The sequence below is a fragment of the Halomonas sp. EF61 genome (genome assembly GCF_040147045.1).
Classification (GTDB): domain Bacteria; phylum Pseudomonadota; class Gammaproteobacteria; order Pseudomonadales; family Halomonadaceae; genus Halomonas; species Halomonas litopenaei.
Window position 1 is genome coordinate 340,528 of the sequence record NZ_JAMSHM010000001.1, and the last position, 20,164, is coordinate 360,691.

Annotated in this window: 16 protein-coding genes and 3 tRNA genes; 4 read left to right on the forward strand and 15 right to left on the reverse strand. The window is 64.5% G+C overall.

Translation table 11 applies throughout. The features are described from left to right. Positions 1 to 197 precede the first annotated feature (197 nt). Complete coding sequence (lexA, locus tag NFI08_RS01380) at positions 198 to 674, forward strand: transcriptional repressor LexA (RefSeq protein WP_045991117.1); 477 nt, start codon at positions 198 to 200, stop codon at positions 672 to 674. Continuing rightward, the gene (locus NFI08_RS01385) at positions 674 to 1,300 is read left to right on the forward strand and encodes an IMPACT family protein (RefSeq protein WP_108132325.1); all 627 of its coding nucleotides are present in this window, start codon (positions 674 to 676) and stop codon (positions 1,298 to 1,300) included. Before lexA ends, NFI08_RS01385 begins: the two co-directional genes overlap by 1 nt. A 77-nt stretch (positions 1,301 to 1,377) precedes the next feature. Here NFI08_RS01385 and olsF read toward each other — a convergent pair whose 3' ends face one another. The 4 genes from olsF to NFI08_RS01405 form a co-directional block, all read right to left on the reverse strand. Next, complete coding sequence (gene olsF, locus NFI08_RS01390; protein ID WP_108449930.1) at positions 1,378 to 3,156, reverse strand: bifunctional ornithine lipid synthase OlsF; 1,779 nt, start codon at positions 3,154 to 3,156, stop codon at positions 1,378 to 1,380. A gap of 231 nt (positions 3,157 to 3,387) precedes the next feature. Then, the gene (locus NFI08_RS01395) at positions 3,388 to 4,710 is read right to left on the reverse strand and encodes a sodium ion-translocating decarboxylase subunit beta (protein ID WP_108449929.1); all 1,323 of its coding nucleotides are present in this window, start codon (positions 4,708 to 4,710) and stop codon (positions 3,388 to 3,390) included. A 9-nt stretch (positions 4,711 to 4,719) separates the two neighbouring features. Continuing rightward, a complete protein-coding gene (gene oadA / locus NFI08_RS01400) occupies positions 4,720 to 6,531 on the reverse strand; it encodes a sodium-extruding oxaloacetate decarboxylase subunit alpha (RefSeq protein WP_108449928.1) in 1,812 nt (603 codons plus the stop codon). A 72-nt stretch (positions 6,532 to 6,603) separates the two neighbouring features. Then, positions 6,604 to 6,852: an OadG family protein gene (locus NFI08_RS01405; RefSeq protein ID WP_045991122.1), complete on the reverse strand. Its 249-nt coding sequence runs from the start codon at positions 6,850 to 6,852 to the stop codon at positions 6,604 to 6,606. Positions 6,853 to 7,039: 187 nt separating this feature from the next. Here NFI08_RS01405 and NFI08_RS01410 point away from each other — a divergent pair, with 187 nt between their 5' ends. Further along, the gene (locus tag NFI08_RS01410; RefSeq protein ID WP_045991123.1) at positions 7,040 to 8,071 is read left to right on the forward strand and encodes a tRNA dihydrouridine synthase; all 1,032 of its coding nucleotides are present in this window, start codon (positions 7,040 to 7,042) and stop codon (positions 8,069 to 8,071) included. Positions 8,072 to 8,123: 52 nt separating this feature from the next. Here the strand turns inward: NFI08_RS01410 and NFI08_RS01415 are convergent, their stop codons facing one another. From NFI08_RS01415 to NFI08_RS01465, 11 genes are all read right to left on the reverse strand, one after another. Next, complete coding sequence (locus NFI08_RS01415; RefSeq protein ID WP_349586680.1) at positions 8,124 to 8,990, reverse strand: urea carboxylase-associated family protein; 867 nt, start codon at positions 8,988 to 8,990, stop codon at positions 8,124 to 8,126. A 291-nt stretch (positions 8,991 to 9,281) separates the two neighbouring features. After that, positions 9,282 to 9,358, reverse strand: a tRNA-Arg gene (locus NFI08_RS01420). 66 nt (positions 9,359 to 9,424) lie between these two features. Next, positions 9,425 to 9,501: transfer RNA gene (locus tag NFI08_RS01425), tRNA-Arg, on the reverse strand. 83 nt (positions 9,502 to 9,584) lie between these two features. After that, positions 9,585 to 9,677: transfer RNA gene (locus NFI08_RS01430), tRNA-Ser, on the reverse strand. An 85-nt stretch (positions 9,678 to 9,762) separates the two neighbouring features. Beyond that, entirely contained in the window at positions 9,763 to 9,957 is a 195-nt protein-coding gene (gene csrA / locus NFI08_RS01435) for a carbon storage regulator CsrA (protein WP_045991125.1), read from the reverse strand. Between the two features lie 188 nt (positions 9,958 to 10,145). Next, entirely contained in the window at positions 10,146 to 11,396 is a 1,251-nt protein-coding gene (locus NFI08_RS01440) for an aspartate kinase (RefSeq protein ID WP_045991126.1), read from the reverse strand. A gap of 113 nt (positions 11,397 to 11,509) precedes the next feature. Then, positions 11,510 to 14,116, reverse strand: a complete 2,607-nt coding sequence (gene alaS / locus NFI08_RS01445; protein WP_349586685.1) for an alanine--tRNA ligase — start codon at positions 14,114 to 14,116, stop codon at positions 11,510 to 11,512. A 183-nt stretch (positions 14,117 to 14,299) separates the two neighbouring features. Continuing rightward, positions 14,300 to 14,773 (reverse strand): regulatory protein RecX, encoded by a 474-nt coding sequence (locus tag NFI08_RS01450; protein WP_287164339.1) that lies wholly within the window; start codon positions 14,771 to 14,773, stop codon positions 14,300 to 14,302. Between the two features lie 145 nt (positions 14,774 to 14,918). Then, positions 14,919 to 15,989: a recombinase RecA gene (gene recA / locus NFI08_RS01455; protein ID WP_045991129.1), complete on the reverse strand. Its 1,071-nt coding sequence runs from the start codon at positions 15,987 to 15,989 to the stop codon at positions 14,919 to 14,921. Positions 15,990 to 16,282: 293 nt separating this feature from the next. Further along, positions 16,283 to 16,783, reverse strand: coding sequence for a CinA family protein (locus tag NFI08_RS01460; protein ID WP_045991130.1), 501 nt, complete (start codon positions 16,781 to 16,783; stop codon positions 16,283 to 16,285). A gap of 190 nt (positions 16,784 to 16,973) precedes the next feature. Further along, positions 16,974 to 17,132 carry a YqaE/Pmp3 family membrane protein gene (locus NFI08_RS01465; RefSeq protein WP_045991131.1) on the reverse strand — a complete coding sequence of 53 codons (159 nt, stop codon included), beginning with the start codon at positions 17,130 to 17,132 and terminating at the stop codon, positions 16,974 to 16,976. A gap of 342 nt (positions 17,133 to 17,474) precedes the next feature. On the opposite strand from NFI08_RS01465, the gene mutS reads away from it, so the two are divergent. Further along, entirely contained in the window at positions 17,475 to 20,075 is a 2,601-nt protein-coding gene (gene mutS / locus NFI08_RS01470) for a DNA mismatch repair protein MutS (RefSeq protein ID WP_485477605.1), read from the forward strand. Positions 20,076 to 20,164 lie beyond the last annotated feature (89 nt).

A 20,164-nucleotide genomic window follows, 5' to 3' on the forward strand; every position in this document is an offset into this window, starting at 1 on the left:
AGCGCAGCTGACAGCCGCAATCGCACAGGCAATGCACCTTTCGTTGATCCATGGCACTTGCACGAGCGGCGAGGCCTGCTATCTTTCACATACTGTATGAATCGACAGTATCAAGATCCCTCGACGTTGACACCAATCGCCACCCGCTACTCCATCCCGTGACAGCCCGACCCTCACAACAAGGGAGACCCCGCGCCATGGATATCGCGACCTGCCAGTTCCTCGAACGCCTGCCCAACCTGCCCATCGCCGACAGCTGGGCACCCGTCGACTCCACCTCGGATGCCCTGGTGGAGGTCCCCCTGCTGGGGCAGGTATCCGCCGGCATGCCGATCGAGGCCTGCCTGGACAACGCCACCCTGCAGGTGCCATCGCGCATGGTCAGGCGCAACACCTACGCCCTCAAGGTGTGCGGCAACTCGATGATCGATTGCAATATCTTCGACGGCGATGTGATCATCATCGAACGCCAGGAAAGCGCCGAGAACGGCGAAACGGCGGTGGTGATGATCAATGACCAGGAGGTCACCCTGAAAAAGCTCTATATCGAGAAGAATGGTGTTCGCCTGCAGCCGGCCAACGAGACCATGCCCCCGATCTACCTGAAGAACAGTGACATCCGTGTGCTGGGCCTTGTCATGGGTGTCGCCCGCCAGGAAGAAATGGCCGCCTGATGCGCTACCCGATACCCGAGCTTGCCCCCGGTGAGTGGCACGAAAGCGAGATCGAGGTGGAAAAGAGCCGCTTTATCGCCTGGGTGGCCCACGCCCCCAAGGTGGCGGACTTCGAAGCGCTGCTGGCCGAGGCTCGCAGGCAGCATCCCAATGCCAGCCATCATTGCAGCGCCTACATCGCAGGCCCGCCCGGGGAGCAGGTGCACATTGGCTTCTCCGATGACGGCGAGCCGGGCGGTACCGCCGGCCGACCGATGTTTCAGGCACTCGATGGCGATGGCATCGGCCAGGTGGGCGCGGTGGTGACCCGCTACTTCGGCGGCACCAAACTCGGTACCGGCGGACTCGCCCGCGCCTATACCCAGGCGCTGGTCACGGCGCTGGAAAGCCTGCCCAGGGGCGAATGCATCGAGCGCCGCCCACTCAAGATACGGGTCGACTTTGCCGGCGAGGCCGACGCACGGCAGTGGTGCCAGGGGCAGGATATCCCGGTGCAGGCGGTCGACTACGGGGCCGAAGGCGTCACCTTGACCCTGGGCTGGCCCAGTGAACGGTCCACCGACCTGAGCGAGCTCAGCACTCGCCTGAAGGGCCGCATCGAGTCCCTGGACCATCAGGCAGGCTAGGCCCGCTCGATGCTAACGTCGAGGGAGCCTCCAGCCCCGTCTGTTCCGCCTCCGGGACCGGTCCGACGCGACCCCTGCTAAAGCGGCCTCTCCAGGACGGCGTGTTCGTCCTTGGTGAGAGCGTCCTCTCCAGACGAGACAGCGTCTTCACCGATATAGCGTCTGCGCTTGTCGGCCTTGAGCCGTGCCACGTCGACCACCACCAGGCCATCGATACAGTAGCCGAAGGCGGTATCCACGCCGAAGGCCTTGAAGCTGACGCCGCCAGGTTCGGCCACCTCCACGTATTGCTTGTAGAGCGCCGGCACCCCCGCCCCCATGGCCTGCAGGGCGCCTTTCAAGCGCTGAAAGTCCTCGCCGGCATCGTTGCCGGCGAACAGCCGATCCGCCTCCTCGCGCCCGGCGCGCGACATCGTGCACACCGCCTTGGCCCGGATCGGGCTGTCACCGTCCCCGTGGTAGTGCCGGTAGTAGCTGACCAGCAGGTCCTTGGCCAGGGGCGGTAGATGATTGGGAATGGTCACCGGCCCGAACAGCCAGCGCACCTCGGGATGATGGCGCAGGTAGGCGCCAAGACCATGCCAGAGATAGTCGAGACTGCGACGTCCCCAGTAGCGTGGCTGGACAAAGCTGCGGCCCAGCTCCAGCCCGTGGCGCCAGCGATCCATCGGCGCCTGTTCGAGATGAAAGATGGTGGCGCTGTAGAGCCCTTCGATGCCTTTGCTATCGAGGATGCGCCCGACCTCACCGAGACGATAGGCCCCGGCGATTTCCAGGTCACGATCGTCCCACAGCACCAGATGACGATAGTGCTCGTCGTACTCGTCCAGATCCCGCTTCTTGCCGGTGCCCTCGCCGACCCGGCGAAAGGCAATTTCGCGCAGCCGCCCGATCTCACGCATCACCGCAGAGTCGGGACGATGGTCAAACAGCAGGATCTGCTTGCCGTCAGGCGTCCTGCCCAGCACCTCGGCGTCGACCAGCTCCTCTCGCAGGTGCTGGCGATTTTCCGGATGGGCAATACCGGCCTCGGAGACAAACACGCCCTTGCGTCCCCGCCCCAGACGGTAGACGTGCTTGCGCAACAGCTTGAGCTTGGCGACGGTGGCCAGGTCCTCGCGGTCGAAGCGTGACAGCGGGATCTCGCCCCCCACCTTGAGCGTGATGTGCCGCCCTTTCTGGCGAAACATCTCGTGGGGCAACAGCAGCGTGCCCAGCGGCGAGTACAGCGAGGCCAACGAATAGAACAGCGAGGAGTTGCGACCGCCCACGTGCACCGGCAGGATCGGCGCATTGGTGCGCCGGGCCGCGTGCAGGAAACCCGACAGCCAGTTGCCGTCCTTTACCCCCTTGGGCCCCGCCCGCGACACCTCGCCGGCGGGGAAGACGATCACCGCCTGTTCATCGTCGAGGGCATCAACGATGCCCTGCAGGCTCTTGCGAAAGCCCCTGCGCGACAGGTTGTCCACCGGCAGCAGCAACGGTGCCAACGGCGAAAGCTGCATCAACAGATCATTGGCGACGATCTTCACGTCAGGGCGTACATCCGCCACCATGCGTACCAGCGCCAGCCCATCCAGAGCACCGAGGGGATGATTGGCGACGATCACCACCCTGCCGGCGACCGGAATGTTGTCGCGATCACGCGACGACAGCGAATAGCCGAAGTTCAGCTGATCGAGCACCGCGTCGATGAACTCGAGCCCTCCGGCGCGGCGATGACGCTCGAGAAAGGCATTGATCTCGCGCTCGTGCACCAGCCCCTTGAGGCCGGCGCTCAACAGGCGGCGGCACCAGGCTGGCCAGCTCTGTGCCTTCGGCACCTTGGCCATCAAGGCCTTTTCGACATCGATCATGCCCGTCCTCCGTCGGTGGCAATAGCCGCCAGACTAGAAAGCGCGCATGACAGCACCGTGGCGATCGCGTGTAAGCGGGATGACGGGCTCGACCAGAGTCAGCTACAAAAGCAGCGCCCCCACCTGGCGGCGGGGGCGCTGCGTTCGGTCAAACCTGGGCTGCGGGCCCGGATGACTCTACTCCCGGGTCTTGATCACCATCCCGGGACCATCATGTCGGGGACCCGATCATCATCCCAGGTACTTGATCATCACCCCGGCGGCTACCGCCGAGCCGATGACACCAGCAACATTGGGCCCCATTGCGTGCATCAGCAGGAAGTTGTGGGGATTGGACTCGAGCCCCACCTTGTTGGACACCCGCGCCGCCATGGGCACCGCCGAGACACCGGCGGAGCCGATCAACGGGTTGATCGGATGCTTGCTGATGAGGTTGAGCAGCTTGGCCATCAGCACACCGCAGGCGGTGCCGATGGCAAAGGCCACCATGCCGAGCCCGAGGATGCCCAGGGTTTCCACCGCCAGGAAGCGGTCGGCCATCAGCTTGGAGCCCACCGACAGTCCGAGGAAGATGGTCACGATGTTGATCAGGGCGTTCTGCGCCGTGTCCGAGAGCCGTTCGACCACCCCGCACTCACGCATCAGGTTGCCGAAGCAGAACATCCCGAGCAGCGGCGCCGCATCCGGCAGGAACAATACCACCAGGATCAGCAGTGCCAGCGGAAACACGATCTTCTCGAGCTTCGACACCGGACGAAGCTGGGTCATGGCGATGCTGCGCTCCTTCTGGGTGGTCAACGCCTTCATGATCGGCGGCTGGATCAACGGCACCAGCGCCATGTAGGAGTAGGACGCCACCGCGATGGCACCCAGCAGCTCGGGGGCCAGGATGCTCGAGACATAGATCGAGGTCGGACCGTCGGCTCCACCGATGATGCCGATGGCCGCAGCCTGGTTGAGGCTGAAGTCCATCCAGCCCATGGCGGTCATGCCCACCGCCCCGATCAGAGTGGCGAAGATGCCGAACTGGGCGGCGGCGCCGAGGAACAGGGTGCGCGGGTTGGCCAGCAGCGGACCGAAGTCGGTCATCGCGCCGACCCCCATGAAGATCACCAGCGGCGCGATACCGGAGGCGATGGCCACGCTGTAGAACTGATACAGCATGCCATGGGAATAGCCCCCATCCATGGCCAGGTCGTTGGCGGTACGAAGCAGCGCCGGCGAGATATCACCGTGCAGCGTCTCGCTGATGGCGTAGCGCCAGGTATCCACGTCGGCGCCCGCCGGCAGGCTGGTGCCGAGCGCCTGGGCCATCTGCGCCAGCAGCTCGGGACGCCCCAGGTGGGCCGCCTGCTCTGCCGCCGACAACGCCAGCCCCGCCTCGGGAATATTAGCCAGGATGCCGCCGAAGCCGATCGGCACCAGCAACAGCGGTTCGAACTTCTTGGAGATGGCCAGCCACAAGAGCAGCAGGCCCACCACCAGCATCACCGCCTGGCCCAGGGTCAGGTTGTACAGCCCGGAGCCGTACCATAGGGTCAGAATCTTCTCCATGGGAGGTCCTTAAAGCACGATCAGGGTGTCGCCGACGGAGACGCTGTCGCCCTCGGCGACCTGGACGTCGGACACGGTGCCGGCAGCGGCAGCGCGGACCTCGGTCTCCATCTTCATCGCCTCGAGGATGACCACCACGTCACCCTCGGCCACGCTGTCGCCGGGCTTGACGTTGACCTTGAAGATGTTGCCGGCCAGCGGTGCATCGATGGTCTCGCCGGAGGAAGCTGCCGGCGCCGCCGGTGCAGCGTCAGAAGAGCCAGCGGCGGGCGCTTCCTTGACCTGGGAAATGTCGCCACCCTCGGCGACCTCGACCACGTAGGCGGTGCCGTTGACCTTGACGGTGTAGGTCTCGGGTCCGGCGGTACCAGCCTTGGCCGCCGGCGCCTTGGCGGGCGCAGCGGGCGTCGCCGCCTCGACGCTGGGCGCAGGTTCGAAGGCGTCGGGGTTGTCACGGTTCTTGAGGAACTTGAGCCCGATCTGCGGGAACAGTGCGTAGGTCAGAACGTCGTCTACCTGACGCTCGCCTTCGGCCAGGCGGATGCCGTCGTCCTTGGCCTTGGCGGCCAGCTCATCGGTCAACCGCGACATCTCGGGATCCAGTCGATCCGCGGGACGTTCGGTGATCGGCGAGGCACCGTCCAGCACCCGGCTCTGCAATTCGCTGTCGAAGTCCGCCGGCGCAGCGCCGTACTCGCCCTTGAGCAGCGCCTGCACCTCCTTGGAGATGGACTTGTAGCGCTCCCCCATCATCACGTTCATCACCGCCTGGGTGCCGACGATCTGGGAGGTGGGGGTCACCAGCGGAATATAGCCGAGGTCTTCACGGACCCGAGGAATCTCCTTGAGCACCTCATCGAGACGGTCACCGGCGCCCTGCTCCTTCAACTGGCCTTCCATGTTGGTGAGCATGCCACCGGGCACCTGGGCCACCAGAATGCGCGAGTCGATGCCCTTGAGCGAGCCCTCGAAAGCGGCGTACTTCTTGCGCACCTCACGGAAGTAGGCGGCGATATCTTCCAGGGCCTCCAGGTCCAGGCCGGTATCGCGCTCGGTGTCCTTGAGCATCGCCACCAGCGATTCGGTGGGGCTGTGGCCGTAGGTCATCGACATCGAGGAGATGGCGGTATCGACGTTGTCGACGCCTGCCTCGGCGGCCTTGAGCGCGGTCGCCGATGAAAGCCCGGTAGTGGCGTGGCAGTGCAGATGGATGCGAATATTCAGCGCCGACTTGAGTTTGGTGACAAGCTCGAAGGCGTCATAGGGAGTCAGAAGCCCCGCCATGTCCTTGATCGCCAGGGAGTCGGCGCCCATGTCGGCGATGGACTTGGCCAATTCCACCCAGCTGTCCAGGGTGTGCACCGGGCTCTTGGTGTAGGAGATGGTACCCTGAGCATGGCCATCGTTGGCCTTGACCGCCTGGATCGCACGCTCGAGGTTACGTGGGTCGTTCATCGCATCGAACACGCGGAAGACATCGACCCCGTTGGTCTTGGCGCGCTCGACGAAGCGGTCGACCACGTCATCGGCATAGTGGCGATAGCCCAACAGGTTCTGGCCCCGCAGCAACATCTGCTGGGGCGTATTGGGCATGGCTTCCTTCAACGCCCGTATCCGCTCCCACGGATCTTCGCCGAGGTAGCGGATACAGGCGTCAAAGGTGGCGCCGCCCCAGGATTCCAGCGACCAGAAGCCGATCTTGTCGAGCTTCTCGGCGATGGGCAGCATGTCGTCGATACGCATGCGGGTGGCGAACAGAGACTGATGGGCGTCGCGTAGCACGACATCGGTGATGCCTAGCGGGCGTGCAGATTCGCTCATGGCTGGGTCCTTATCGTTATGAAGCGCTTTGTCGAAATTCACGGTCAGGGTCGTCGCCTGGTACGGACGACCTCAGCGACGCTGGCGGTAGCGGTGAACCGCGGCCGAGATCGCCGCCATCACCGCATCGTCCTGTCCCGGCGCGGCGGGTGCCGCCCCGCGCTTGGGCGCCTCGACCGGCACCGGTTCGGGAAAGTAGCGACCGATGACACGAGACATCAGCGTGGTGGTGATCACCAGCACCGTAAGAAAAACAAAAACAAAACCCATGCCGAGCGCCATCAGGCTGAGGCCCTCGTTGAGCAACTGAGTGTCTTGCATGCGGGATCCTCCGCGTTGTAGCGCCAAAGTTGCCTTGATCTTTCTGGATCATACGGCTTGCGCAAAAATTTTGATGCTATACCCTGCCACATCCCCGGCACAGCACCATGGTCTAAAGGTAGCAGTTTTGGTTGTTAAATTACTACATAAACAGGGGTTAGACGAAGGTCGCATCGGGCTCGCGCCCATGGAGGGCGTGATCGACGCCCATACCCGCGACCTGCTGACCCGCGACGCCGGCTTCGACTGGACGGTCACCGAGTTCGTACGGGTGGTGGACGCGCGTCTGCCGCCTCGAGTGTTCTACAAGCACTGCCCAGAACTGGCGACCGAGGGCGTCATCACCCCCAACCACATCCCGGTGCACCTGCAACTGCTCGGCTCCGACCCCGACGCCCTGGCCGCCAATGCCCGCCAGGCGCTACGCCTCGGCGCCATCAGCCTGGACTTGAACTTCGGCTGCCCAGCCAAGCTGGTCAACCGCCATGACGGCGGCGCCTCATTGTTGCGCGATCCGCGACGCCTGGAGCGTGCCGTGGACGCCGTCCACCGTGCCGTGGGCGACAGCATCCCGGTCACCGCCAAGATCCGCCTGGGCTTCTCCGACCGCCGCCGGGCGCTGGACTGCGCCCTGGCCGCCGAGGCCGCCGGCGCCACCCAACTGGTGGTGCATGCCCGCACCCGGGACGAGGGCTATCGCCCGCCAGCCCATTGGGAGTGGATCGGCCGCATCAACCAGCGCCTGCGCATCCCGGTCGTCGCCAATGGCGACATCTGGACCCTCGAGGACTACTGGAAGGCACGCACCCTGTCCGGCTGTCGCGACGTCATGCTTGGCCGCGGCGCCCTGGCCGACCCGAAACTCGCCCCGCGCATCCGCCACTGGCAGTGCACCGGAGAGCGCCTGCCGGCCACGACATGGGCCCAGCGAGCCGGTATCCTGACGTCCTATGCTGCAATGCAGCGTACCACACTCCCGGCAAAAGTGGTGGTATCGCTACTAAAGCAGTGGATGAACCACATGAAGGCGCGCGACCGCGAGGCCGCCTCCCGCTTTCAGGCCCTGCGCCGCATCACCGATCTCGATGAATTCCTTGCGGGGCTCGGCGCCCAGCGCATCGAATCAGACGCAGCGCCAGAAACCGCACCTGACGCCACACTGCGCCAGAATCTCGCCTCACCCAAGCACCGAAGCGAGGCAGTCGCCGCCGCCCAATAGGGATAGGCAGGCCAACCTCCCCTCCCAGAAAGGAATCCGATCGGAGCAGCGCCTAGCTCTTGTCCTTGAGATCGGCCCAATCCACATCGGGATCACGCCGCCCGTGGGCGCCTGCATAGGCCGGAGATTCGGGCGGCTGCCACTGCGCCAGCCGCTCGGACTCGATCTCGAACACTTCCACCGCCAAGGGGTGGCAGGTGGACAGCGGATCCCTGGCGTCCGGCCCCCATAGATCCACCGACAGATCGCCACCGGGACAGCAGGACAGCGCGCACAACAGGTCGATCTCGGCAAACAGCTCAAGATAGTCCCCAGGCCGCGCCGGGCAGGCCTTCATGAAGTACTGGTCATCGTCGTTGAGCCCGGTGCACTGGAAGACATTGAGCACGTCATGCACGTCAAACTCGGTCAACCCCCAGGGCGCGACCGCCCTCACCAGGTTGGAATGGCAGTGAAAGTCGAAGTCCTCGCCGGTCAACAGGCGATTGACGTAGGGATCGCAGCGGGTTCCCAGCAGGTCATGCACACGCCCGCCTTCGGCGTCCTCACCGTAGCCTGCCAGAGTGTCGTCGATGATGGTGGCCATGGGACGCAGAAAGGGCAGCGTCGACCACAGCCTGTCGTAGGTGCTGACATGGGCCCGCTGCAGCTGACGGGTGCGCGAGGCCCACATGCGCTCGCGCGGGTCATGGCGATGCCACATGTTGAAGTCACCGACCTGGGCGCCATCGACGATGGCGATGCGAAAGACCTGCCCCGCCTTGACCTCCCATGCCAGCCCATCACGAATCGGGACCCGGTGACTGGCCACCCGCCGCCGCCTCCCCGCCCGCTCGGTCAGGCCGTCATAGAAGGCGCGATCCACGTCGAGCACTGACCCCCTGGTCGCCTGATACGCCGCCGCCACCTTGCCGCCCATGCGCCGCCCTCCCGATGCGTGAATGTCAGGCTTCAGCCTAGACCAGGCCAGGGGAGACAACGACCGACGCTCGACACAGCACCGTTCATAACGGATCGACACCAGTCAGCCGGTCAGCACGGAACTTGTCTGGACACTTGGCAGGAAACAGCATAAAAAAAGGCGCCCATCCTTCGACAGGCGCCTAAACGATCGCAACCGGCAGTGGTCGCCAGCCGGTCAGCACGAAACTGGACAGGAAACTTGGCAGGAAACAGAAAACCCGCCCTCCGAAGAGAGCGGGTCTGAATCTGGCGCGCCCGGGAGGATTCGAACCTCCGACCACCTGATTCGTAGTCAGGTACTCTATCCAGCTGAGCTACGGGCGCGTAGGCAATGAAACTCATTGCGATGTCGTATTCCAGGAAACTATCGGAATGCAACCTGGGAGAAGATGGCGCGCCCGGGAGGATTCGAACCTCCGACCACCTGATTCGTAGTCAGGTACTCTATCCAGCTGAGCTACGGGCGCGTATCAATCTCTTGATGCACCAGGCATCCAACATGCCTGATCATCGGTACCCATGAAGCCGCTTCACGACATGCATCGTAAAATGGCGGAGAGGGAGGGATTCGAACCCTCGATGAGGCTATAAACCCCATACTCCCTTAGCAGGGGAGCGCCTTCAGCCACTCGGCCACCTCTCCCTCATCGGCACGGTGCGTATCCTACCGAGACGTAAGGCCTTTGTCCAGCCCGAGGCGAAAAAAGTTCTCCGCTCGGCCACCACCTTCACTCATCATCGGCAGCGCCATCGTCAGCCTTCTCGCGCTGGATGCGCTGGTAGATCTCTTCACGGTGGACGGCAACGTCCTTGGGCGCATTCACGCCGATACGCACTTGATTTCCCTTCACCCCCAGAACGGTGACGGTGATATCGTCCCCGATCATCAGGGTTTCGCCGACGCGGCGTGTCAGGATGAGCATGACTGATCTCCTTCTCAGACTTGTTACGTGAGTCGCTACGCCGTCACGCTTCCGGACGACGTGCCCTCTTTCTTGGTGGCGAGCACTAGCGACTCATGACACCTGATTGTGCCGTTTAAGGGAAGCCCCCGGCCGAATTGGCGAGGGGACTCCTTAAAGCGTAGAAGGTGTGCGCCGCGCCGAGAAACTTATTCGCTCTCGATATCGGCCTTGTCGAGACCAAATGCCTTGTGCAGCGCACGTACTGCCAATTCCATCTGCTTCTCGTCGATCACCACGGAGATCTTGATCTCCGAGGTCGAGACCATGCGGATGTTGATGTTTTCCTCGGACAGCACGCGGAACATCTTCGAGGCGACCCCGGCGTGTGAGCGCATACCCACCCCTACCAGAGACACCTTGGCGATATTATCGTCGCCACGCAACTCGCCACCGCCCAGATCGGGGATGACCTGCTGCTCGAGGATGCGCATGGTCTGCTTGTAGTCACCCTTGGCTACGGTGAAGGTGAAGTCGGTGTAGTCACCGGCCGGCGCCACGTTCTGCACGATCATGTCGATCTCGATGTTGGCGTCGGCGATCGGGCCCAGGATGCGCGAGGCCACGCCCGGCACGTCCGGCGTGTTGAGCAGGGTCAGCTTGGCTTCGTTGGCGGTGAAGGCGATGCCTGAGATCAGCGGTTCTTCCATGGAATCCTCGTCTTGTTCGGAGTCTGCAACGATCAGGGTGCCGGGGCCGTCCTCGAAACTGGACAGCACGCGCAGCGGAACATTGTACTTGCCGGCAAATTCGACGGCGCGAATCTGCAACACCTTGGAGCCGAGGCTGGCAAGCTCCAGCATCTCCTCCACGGTGATCGAATCCAGGCGCTGGGCCTTGGAGCAGACCCGCGGGTCGGTGGTGTAGACGCCGTCCACATCGGTGTAGATCTGGCACTCGTCGGCCTTGAGCGCGGCCGCCAGCGCCACACCGGTAGTGTCCGAGCCGCCACGACCCAGGGTGGTGATATTGCCTTCCTCATCGACCCCCTGGAAGCCGGCGACCACCACCACCTGGCCAGCGTCCAGGTCTTCACGCATCTCGTCGGTCTCGATGCGCTGGATACGCGCCTTGGTGTGGGCGCTGTCGGTCATGATGCCGACCTGAGAGCCGGTGTAGGACGTTGCCGGCACGTCCAGCTTGTGCAGCGCCATCGCCAGCAGCGAGATGGTCACCTGCTCGCCGGTGGACACCAGCATGTCCATCTCACGGGGGGTCGGCTCGTCGTTGATCTCGTTGGCCATCCCGATCAGGCGGTTGGTCTCGCCGCTCATGGCGGAGACCACCACCACGACCTGATGGCCCTGGTCGCGGAAGCCCTTGACCTTCTCGGCCACGGCCTTGATGCGCTCCACCGAGCCGACCGACGTCCCACCGAACTTCTGTACGTATAGTGCCATATGCCGTCTTCCTCGCTCGTTGGATTCAATGAATGAAACTGTTGTCTCTGCGAAGTTTTGTCAGGGCAGAAAAAAGGGCCGGGGACCCTCTCGAGCCCCCGACCCCAGAGGGATCACAATTTGGCGTCCACCCAGGCCGGGACGCTCTCCAGCGCCGCCGGCAGTGCATTGACGTCACTACCGCCGGCCTGGGCCATGTCGGCACGACCGCCGCCCTTGCCGCCGACCTGCCCGGCGACGTGATTGACAAGCTCCCCGGCCTTGACCCTGGCGATCAGATCATCGGTCACCCCGGCGATCAGGCTGACCTTGCCGGCGGCCTCGTCGGCCACCCCCAGCACGATGATGCCGGAGCCCAGCTTGTTCTTGAGCTGGTCAAGCACGCCACGCAATTCCTTGCCCGACACGCCATCCAGGTGCGTCGCCAGTACCTTGACGCCTTTGACCTCGGTGGCGCTTGCCAGCATGTCGCTGCCGGCGGCGCTGGCGAGCTTGGCCTTGAGCCGCTCGAGCTCCTTCTCCAGGCCGCGATTACGCTCGACCAGGCTGTCGACGCGCTCCTCGAGCTGCTCGGGCTTGGCCTTGAGGCGCTCGGCCACACGCGCAAGGCGCGCCTCCTGTTCGCCGAAGTAGGCCAGCGCCCCCTCACCGGTGATCGCCTCGATCCGCCGCACGCCTGAGGCGATGCCGCTCTCGGCGACGATATGACAGCAGCCGATGTCGCCACTGCGGGCCACGTGGGTACCACCACACAGCTCGATGGAGAAGTCGTCGGCACCGATGGTCAGCACCCGCACGCTGTCGGCGTACTTGGCCTCGAACAGGGCAGCGGCGCCCTTCTCCTTGGCCTCATCGAGGGTCATGCTCTCGATCCGGGTCGGCGCATTGGCCAGCACCTGCTGGTTGACCAGGCGCTCCACTTCCTTGAGCTGTTCGGCGCTCATCGCCTCGAAGTGGCTGAAGTCGAAACGCAGGCGCTCAGGCGTCACCAGCGAGCCCTTCTGCTGGACATGATCGCCCAGCACAAGACGCAGGGCCTTGTGCAGCAGGTGGGTCGCCGAGTGGTTACGCACCGTCGCCGCACGCAGGCTCTCGTCCACCTGGGGCGTGACCTCGCTGCCGACCACCAGCTCACCTTCGAGCAACACCCCCTGATGCAGGTGATGCCCCGCCTGTTTCTGGGTGTCCTTGACCAGGAACCGTCCGCCCTCGACGTTCAGGTAGCCGGTATCACCGACCTGGCCACCGGACTCGCCGTAGAAGGGGGTGCGGTCCAGCACCACCACGGCGGGATGCTCAGGCGTCAGGCGGTCGAGCGCATTGCCTTCGCTGTCATAGAGCGCGACCACCCTGGCGCTGTCCTCGAGGCGGTCGTAGCCGGTGAACTCGGTCTGGCCCTCGAGCTCGATGGTGGCGCTGTACTCGGCGCCGAACTGGCTGGCCGCCCGGGCCCGCTCACGCTGCGCCTCGAGCTCCCGCTCGAAGCCTTCGGCATCCAGGGTGACGCCACGCTCACGGCAGACATCGGCGGTGAGGTCATAGGGAAAGCCGTAGGTGTCGTAGAGCTTGAACACCGTCTCGCCCGGCAGGGTGTCACCGTCGAGCGCGGCCAGCGCCTGCTCCAGCAGGCCCATGCCATGATCCAGGGTGCGAGCGAACTGCTCTTCTTCCTTCAGCAACACGCGCTCGATCTGCGCGCGAGCCTGGCGCAGTTCCGGGTAGGCCTCGCCCATCTCGGCGTCCAGCGCCGCCACCAGGCGATGGAAGAAGGCTCCCTGGGCGCCCAGCTTGTGACCATGGCGGATTGCCCGGCGAATGATCCGCCTGAGCACGTAACCACGACCTTCGTTGGAAGGCAGCACGCCGTCCGCGATCAGGAAGGCACAGGAACGGATATGGTCGGCGATCACGCGCAGCGACGGCGCCTCCAGGTCGCTCGCACCGGTCGCCTCGGCGGCGGCCTTGAGCAGATTCTGGAACAGGTCGATCTCGTAGTTGGAGTGGACCCCCTGCATGACCGCGGCGATGCGCTCCAGCCCCATGCCGGTATCAATGGACGGCTTGGGCAGCGGCTTCATCTCGCCGCTGGCGTCGCGATCGAACTGCATGAACACCAGGTTCCAGATCTCGATGTAGCGATCACCGTCTTCCTCCGGACTGCCGGGAGGGCCGCCCCACACCTCGGCGCCATGATCGTAGAAGATCTCGGAGCTGGGACCGCAAGGGCCGGTGTCGCCCATCTGCCAGAAGTTGTCTTCGTCCAGCTTGGAGAAGCGCTCGGGATCGATACCGATCTCGTCTTTCCAGATGCGTTCGGCCTCATCATCACTGACGTGGACGGTGACCCACAGCTTCTCCTTGGGCAGTCCCAGCACCTCGGTCAGGAAGGTCCAGGCAAAGCCGATGGCGTCGCGCTTGAAGTAGTCGCCGAAGCTGAAGTTGCCCAGCATCTCGAAGAAGGTGTGATGACGCGCGGTGTAACCGACGTTGTCCAGATCGTTGTGCTTGCCACCGGCGCGCACGCAGCGCTGGGAGGAGGTAGCCCGCACATAGTCCCTGGGGTCACGCCCGAGAAAGACGTCCTTGAACGGCACCATGCCGGCGTTGGTGAACAACAGCGTCGGATCGTTGCCCGGCACCAGCGAACTGGACGGCACGCGGGTATGACCCTGTTCTTCGAAGAACCTCAGAAAGGCCTGTCTGATATCTGCGCTTTTCATGAAATATCCGTGGCGATGAGCGATAGAGCGCGTCGAACCGGCCCACTGCCGTGGCACGCCGGAGCATCCGAGCATGAAACCGCGACCCGGGGCTGTCGCAAAAGGGGACATTATAGCGTAGTTGTCAAGCGACTAAAGTGGGTCGTGCAAAACCGCATCCGAGAAGGCCCGTCTGGCGGCGGTTCAATCATCGCCGAGGGCCCGTATCGCCTCGCGCACATGGTCGAAGTCGAAACCGCGCCCGGCCAGAAAGCGTTCACGTCGAGCACGTTCCCTGGCATCCGCTGGCAGCTCTCGGCCGAAGCGCCGCTCCAGCGCTTCGCTCGCCAGTCGATACCAGTCGACGGACTCCTCGTGCTCCAGTTCTGCCAGCGCCTCCCTGGCCAACGCTCGATCGACGCCCCTCTGGCCCAGTTCCGCCAGCATCTTCACCGGCCCCTGCCCCCGCATCAACCGGCCGCGCAGAAAGCTCTCGGCGAAGCGCCGGTCGCTCTGCAGGCCTTGATCGGCAAGCACTTCCAGGGCCTGGTCAATGTCCTCGAGGACGTGCCCCTTGGCCAGCAATCGCCCTCGCAGCTCTTCACGGCCGTATTCGCGTCGAGCGAGCAGATCGATGGCGTGCTCACGTGGGGACATCTGGCTGGCAGCCTTGTGCATGTCATCTCCTGTTGGCACGGGACGGCGAGCACTGACGGCGCGAGTCCCCTTTCACAAACGCCTCGGGCCCCTGTCGAGGGGCCCGAGGAAAATCGTACGTTGCGACGTCACAGGCCGGCGTGCCGGCCTGCCGCGAGTCGACCTGCTACAGCAGATCGTCGCCAAGGTCGTCGCCAGCGGGCGCCGCGGCTTCCGCTTCCTTCTCGCTCTTCTTCGGCTCCGGCTGGGTCAGCAGCTGGGCACGAATCTGGGACTCGATCTCTTCCATGATGGCCGGGTTGTCCTCGAGGAACTGGGCGGCGTTGGCCTTGCCCTGGCCGATCTTGTTGCCCTGGTAGCTGTACCAGGCGCCGGCCTTGTCCACCAGCTTGCACTGAACGCCAAGGTCCACCACCTCGCCGGCGTGGTAGATGCCCTTGCCGTAGAGGATCTGGAATTCGGCCTGACGGAAGGGCGGCGCCACCTTGTTCTTGACCACCTTGACCCGGGTCTCGTTGCCGGTGACCTCGTCGCCCTGCTTGACCGAGCCGGTACGACGGATATCCAGACGCACGCTCGAGTAGAACTTCAGGGCGTTACCGCCGGTGGTGGTCTCGGGGCTACCGAACATCACCCCGATCTTCATGCGGATCTGGTTGATGAACACCACCATGCAGTTGGCGTTCTTGATATTGCCGGTAATCTTGCGCAGCGCCTGGGACATCAGTCGGGCCTGCAGGCCGACGTGGGAGTCGCCCATCTCGCCTTCGATCTCGGCTCTGGGCGTCAGCGCCGCCACCGAGTCGATGATGATCACGTCGACGCCACCGGAACGCACCAGCATGTCGCAGATTTCCAGCGCCTGCTCACCGGTATCCGGCTGCGACACCAGCAGATCATCCAGATTGACGCCAAGCTTCTCGGCGTAGCTGGGATCGAGGGCATGCTCGGCGTCGATAAAGGCGCAGGTTTTGCCGTCCTTCTGGGCCTGGGCGATCACCGACAGTGTCAGGGTGGTCTTGCCCGAGGACTCCGGACCAAAGATCTCCACCACTCGACCATAGGGCAGACCGCCGATGCCAAGTGCGATATCGAGACCCAACGAGCCGGTGGATACCGACGGCATCACCACCCTGGGAGCGTCTCCCAGACGCATCACCGTACCCTTGCCGAACTGGCGATCGATCTGGGAAAGGGCGGCGTCCAGCGCCTTGCTGCGGTTCTGATCCTGCGCCATTACGGAGCTCCTGTAGACAATGGATCGGGGTCGAGCGCCTTGCCCGAATCCCCATCGGGCCCTGCGCCGGACCCTGGCAATTACTGTATGACTGAACAGTAGTATGACGAAATTTTCGGACGACGACCAGCCCTTCGAGGTGACGAATCGAGCGCATAGGGCAAATCAATAGTGGATGAGGGGTTGATCGCTGCGCTGGCACACCCGCGGGGCCGGAACGCTTGCGCCACACGCCCGGCGCACGGCGCTGGGCGCTACGCCCACGGCCACCTCAAGGGCACCGCCGGCTGGGCTCAGGTCAGGCTCTCGAGCCGCCTGATCAGGCCTTCGAGCGCATGGACCACGGCGGCCTGGCGAACCTCATCGCGACCGCCGGCAAAGCGCTGGCGATCGGCCTCGAGCCGCCCGTCGACGGCGAAGGCAAACCACACCGTACCGACAGGCTTTTCAGCGCTGCCGCCATCCGGACCGGCGACGCCACTGACCGAGACGCCAAGTCGGGCACCACTGTCGCGACAAGCACCCTCTACCATCGCCTCCACCACCGGCTGACTGACGGCGCCATGGGCGTCCAGGGTCTCGCCGGGCACCCCCAGCAGCCGCTGCTTGGCGGCGTTGGAGTAGGTCACGTAGCCGGTCTCGAAGTAGCGTGAACTGCCGGCGATATCGGTAATGGCAGCGGCCACGCCGCCACCGGTACAGGACTCGGCGGCGGTCACCGAGACCCCACGCTCGACACACAACTCACCCAGCCGAATCGCCAGGCGACGAACACGATCGTCTGCATTTGTCATCGCAGGCCCGTCTCTTGTGGTGAAAACAGGGTGTCACGATACGACATCACGACAACAATGACAGGCTCGTCGTCGCCTCGGAAACGTCTTGCCACGACAACCGCGACAACAAGCCGACAGGTACAGCGCCCACCAACGCATCGCGGCGACCGAGGTCGCCGCGACAGTGATACCCGTCATCCAGGCAGGTTCAGCGCTTGGCAATGATCCAGATGGCGTGAACGATACCGGGAATATAGCCCAGCAGGGTCAGCAGGATATTGAGCCAGAAGTGCAGACCAAAGCCCACCTGCAGGAAGACGCCCAGCGGGGGCAGCAGGATCGCGAGAATAATGCGTACAACGTCCATATGACAGCTCCTTTGAATAGTCCGTAAAGACAGTTCCTTGTAGGCGACTCCTTGAGAGAGTCCCGCAAGGGAAGAGAGTTCCTTGAAAATCGCTCCGCACTCACCAGAAAAGGCGTCGACCGATCACCCACAAGGGTAGACGGACACCCTCTGGCCCCACAAATGCTGCATCGTGGATACATCATGCTGACACGCCTGGCCCCCGGGAAGAAAGCCCGAGACGGATCTCGGCACAGCGGTACAGGCGCGCCCTGCGCCCATGCTATCCTTGACGCCTTTCGCCAGCGTCCCTCGCGATGCCGGCCCGCCGCCGACGACTCATCAACATCGCTTCGAGATCCCATGAACGACATGGCCAAGCCCAGCGCCCCCAGCCATACGCCGATGATGACCCAGTACCTGCGGATCAAGCGCGAGCACCCCGAGGTGCTGCTGTTCTACCGCATGGGGGACTTCTACGAGCTGTTCTACGAGGACGCCAAGCGCGCCGCCGCGGCCCTCGACATTACCCTGACCCAGCGCGGGCAGTCCGCCGGCAAGCCGATTCCCATGGCCGGCATTCCCTATCATAGCGCCGAGGGCTACCTGGCACGCCTGGTCAGCGCCGGCGAGTCGGTGGCGATCTGTGAACAGATCGGCGACCCGGCCACCTCCAAGGGGCCGGTGGAGCGCAAGGTGGTGCGTATCGTCACCCCCGGCACCCTCCACGACGAAGCCCTGCTCGACGCCCGCCGCGATAACCTGCTGGTGGCGATCGCGCCCCAGGGGGAGCGCATCGGCCTGGCCTGGCTCGAGGTTTCCAGCGGCCGCTTCAGCGTGCTCGAGGTGGAAAGCGAGGCAGAGATGCTGTCGGAGCTGACCCGCCTGGACCCGGCGGAGCTGCTGGTACCGGAAAGTACCGAGCTGCCGCCGGCGCTTGGCGAACGCCGGGGCCTGCGTCGTCAGAGCGACTGGCTGTTCGACCACGAGAGCGCCCATCGGGTGCTGTGTGACCAGTTCGGCGTGCAGGACCTCAAGGGGTTCGGCTGCGCCCACCTGCACGCGGCGATCATCGCCGCCGGGGTACTGGTGGACTACGCCAGAGACACCCAGCGCAGCGCCCTGCCCCATGTCACCGCCATCGGCGTCGAGAGTCGCGACGACACCGTGGTCATCGACGCTGCCAGCCGGCGCAACCTGGAGATCGACACCAACCTTGGCGGGGGCGGCGACAACACCCTGGCCAGCGTGCTCGACACCACCACCACCGCCATGGGCTCACGCCTGCTCAAGCGCTGGCTCAATCGACCGCTGCGTGATCGCGAGCAGGTCATGGGGCGCCAGGCGGCCATCAGCCTGCTGCTCGACCATGACGGCCATGAGCCTCTGCGCGACGACCTCAAGGCGATCGGTGACGTCGAACGCATTCTGGCCCGGGTGGCCCTCAACAGTGCCCGCCCGCGGGACCTGGCACGGCTGCGCGACGCCCTCAACGCCCTGCCGGCACTCGAGGCGAGCCTTGCCGGCTACGCCGACGGCACCACGCTCGACGGCCTGCGTCAGCACATTCGCCCCTTCCCGGAGCTGGCCGAACTGCTGACCCGAGCCCTGGTCGACAATCCTCCCGTGGTGATCCGCGACGGCGGCGTCATCGCCGAAGGCTTCGACGACGAGCTCGACGAGCACCGGGGCCTGGCCGAACACGCCGGGGACTACCTGGTGAAGCTCGAGACCCGCGAACGCTCGCGCACCGGGCTTGCCGGGCTCAAGGTCGGCTACAACAGGGTTCACGGCTACTACATCGAGATCCCCCGTGCCCAGGCCAAGGAGGCCCCGGCCGACTATATTCGCCGCCAGACGCTGAAGAACGCCGAACGCTTCATCATCCCGGAGCTCAAGGAGTTCGAGGACAAGGCGCTGTCGGCCAAGTCCCGCGCCCTGGCCAGGGAAAAACTGCTGTACGACAGCCTGCTCGACAGCCTCAACGCCGAACTTGCCAGGCTCCAGGCGACGGCCAGGGCGCTGGCCGCACTCGACGTGCTGTGCACCCTGGCGGAGCGAGCCCGGGCGCTGGATTTCGTCCGCCCGACGCTGTCAGAGACCCCAGGCTTCGATATCCGCGGTGGTCGCCATCCGGTGGTCGAACAGGTCAGCGACGGCCCCTTCGTGCCCAACGACCTGCGCATGGACGACGATCGCCGCATGCTGGTGATCACCGGCCCCAACATGGGCGGCAAGTCGACCTACATGCGCCAGGCGGCCCTGATCACCCTGCTCGCCCACAGCGGCAGCTTTGTGCCCGCCGACACCGCCACCATCGGCCCGGTGGATCGCATCTTCACCCGCATCGGCTCCAGCGATGACCTGGCCGGCGGGCGCTCCACCTTCATGGTGGAGATGACCGAAACCGCCAATATCCTGCACAACGCCACCGACCACAGCCTGGTGCTGATGGACGAGATCGGCCGGGGCACCAGCACCTTCGACGGCCTGTCACTGGCCTGGGCCAGCGCCGAACACCTGACCCGTACCCGCGCCTTTACCCTGTTCGCCACCCACTACTTCGAGATGACGGCGCTGGCCACAGAGGCGCCGGCGGTGACCAACGTCCACCTGACCGCCGCCGAACACAATGATGGCATCGTCTTCATGCACCGGGTCGAGGACGGCCCCGCGAGCCAGAGCTATGGCCTGCAGGTGGCCCAGTTGGCCGGTGTGCCCCAGACCGTCATCGCCGAGGCACGGACCAAGCTTGCCGCCCTGGAGCAGCAGGAGATCGATCATGGCCGCAGGAGCGCTGATCCGGATGGCGGAAGCCGACACCACCAGTCCACCCCCCAGCAGGCGGACCTGTTCGCCAGCGCCCCCCACCCTCTGGTGGAAGAACTCGGCGGCCTGGCGGTCGACGACCTCAGTCCACGCCAGGCACTGGAACTGCTGTACCGCTGGAAGTCGGCACTGTGAGGCCCTTGTGAGGCATACTCTTGCCCGATAGCGGCGCGAGGACTAGAATGTGGCACCCAAGGACCGTAGATTATAAAAAGCCATTTCTA

Bases quoted from the DNA above. Each gene is read 5' to 3' on its own strand.
- NFI08_RS01405 (WP_045991122.1), bottom strand. From the start codon at position 6,852: ATGCAAGACACTCAGTTGCTCAACGAGGGCCTCAGCCTGATGGCGCTC.
- alaS (WP_349586685.1), bottom strand. From the start codon at position 14,116: ATGAAAAGCGCAGATATCAGACAGGCCTTTCTGAGGTTCTTCGAAGAA.
- oadA (WP_108449928.1), bottom strand. From the start codon at position 6,531: ATGAGCGAATCTGCACGCCCGCTAGGCATCACCGATGTCGTGCTACGC.
- NFI08_RS01450 (WP_287164339.1), bottom strand. From the start codon at position 14,773: ATGCACAAGGCTGCCAGCCAGATGTCCCCACGTGAGCACGCCATCGAT.
- NFI08_RS01465 (WP_045991131.1), bottom strand. From the start codon at position 17,132: ATGGACGTTGTACGCATTATTCTCGCGATCCTGCTGCCCCCGCTGGGC.
- olsF (WP_108449930.1), bottom strand. From the start codon at position 3,156: ATGATCGATGTCGAAAAGGCCTTGATGGCCAAGGTGCCGAAGGCACAG.
- NFI08_RS01395 (WP_108449929.1), bottom strand. From the start codon at position 4,710: ATGGAGAAGATTCTGACCCTATGGTACGGCTCCGGGCTGTACAACCTG.
- NFI08_RS01460 (WP_045991130.1), bottom strand. From the start codon at position 16,783: ATGACAAATGCAGACGATCGTGTTCGTCGCCTGGCGATTCGGCTGGGT.
- NFI08_RS01385 (WP_108132325.1), top strand. From the start codon at position 674: ATGCGCTACCCGATACCCGAGCTTGCCCCCGGTGAGTGGCACGAAAGC.
- NFI08_RS01415 (WP_349586680.1), bottom strand. From the start codon at position 8,990: ATGGGCGGCAAGGTGGCGGCGGCGTATCAGGCGACCAGGGGGTCAGTG.
- NFI08_RS01440 (WP_045991126.1), bottom strand. From the start codon at position 11,396: ATGGCACTATACGTACAGAAGTTCGGTGGGACGTCGGTCGGCTCGGTG.
- NFI08_RS01410 (WP_045991123.1), top strand. From the start codon at position 7,040: ATGGAGGGCGTGATCGACGCCCATACCCGCGACCTGCTGACCCGCGAC.
- mutS (WP_485477605.1), top strand. From the start codon at position 17,475: ATGAACGACATGGCCAAGCCCAGCGCCCCCAGCCATACGCCGATGATG.
- recA (WP_045991129.1), bottom strand. From the start codon at position 15,989: ATGGCGCAGGATCAGAACCGCAGCAAGGCGCTGGACGCCGCCCTTTCC.
- lexA (WP_045991117.1), top strand. From the start codon at position 198: ATGGATATCGCGACCTGCCAGTTCCTCGAACGCCTGCCCAACCTGCCC.
- csrA (WP_045991125.1), bottom strand. From the start codon at position 9,957: ATGCTCATCCTGACACGCCGCGTCGGCGAAACCCTGATGATCGGGGAC.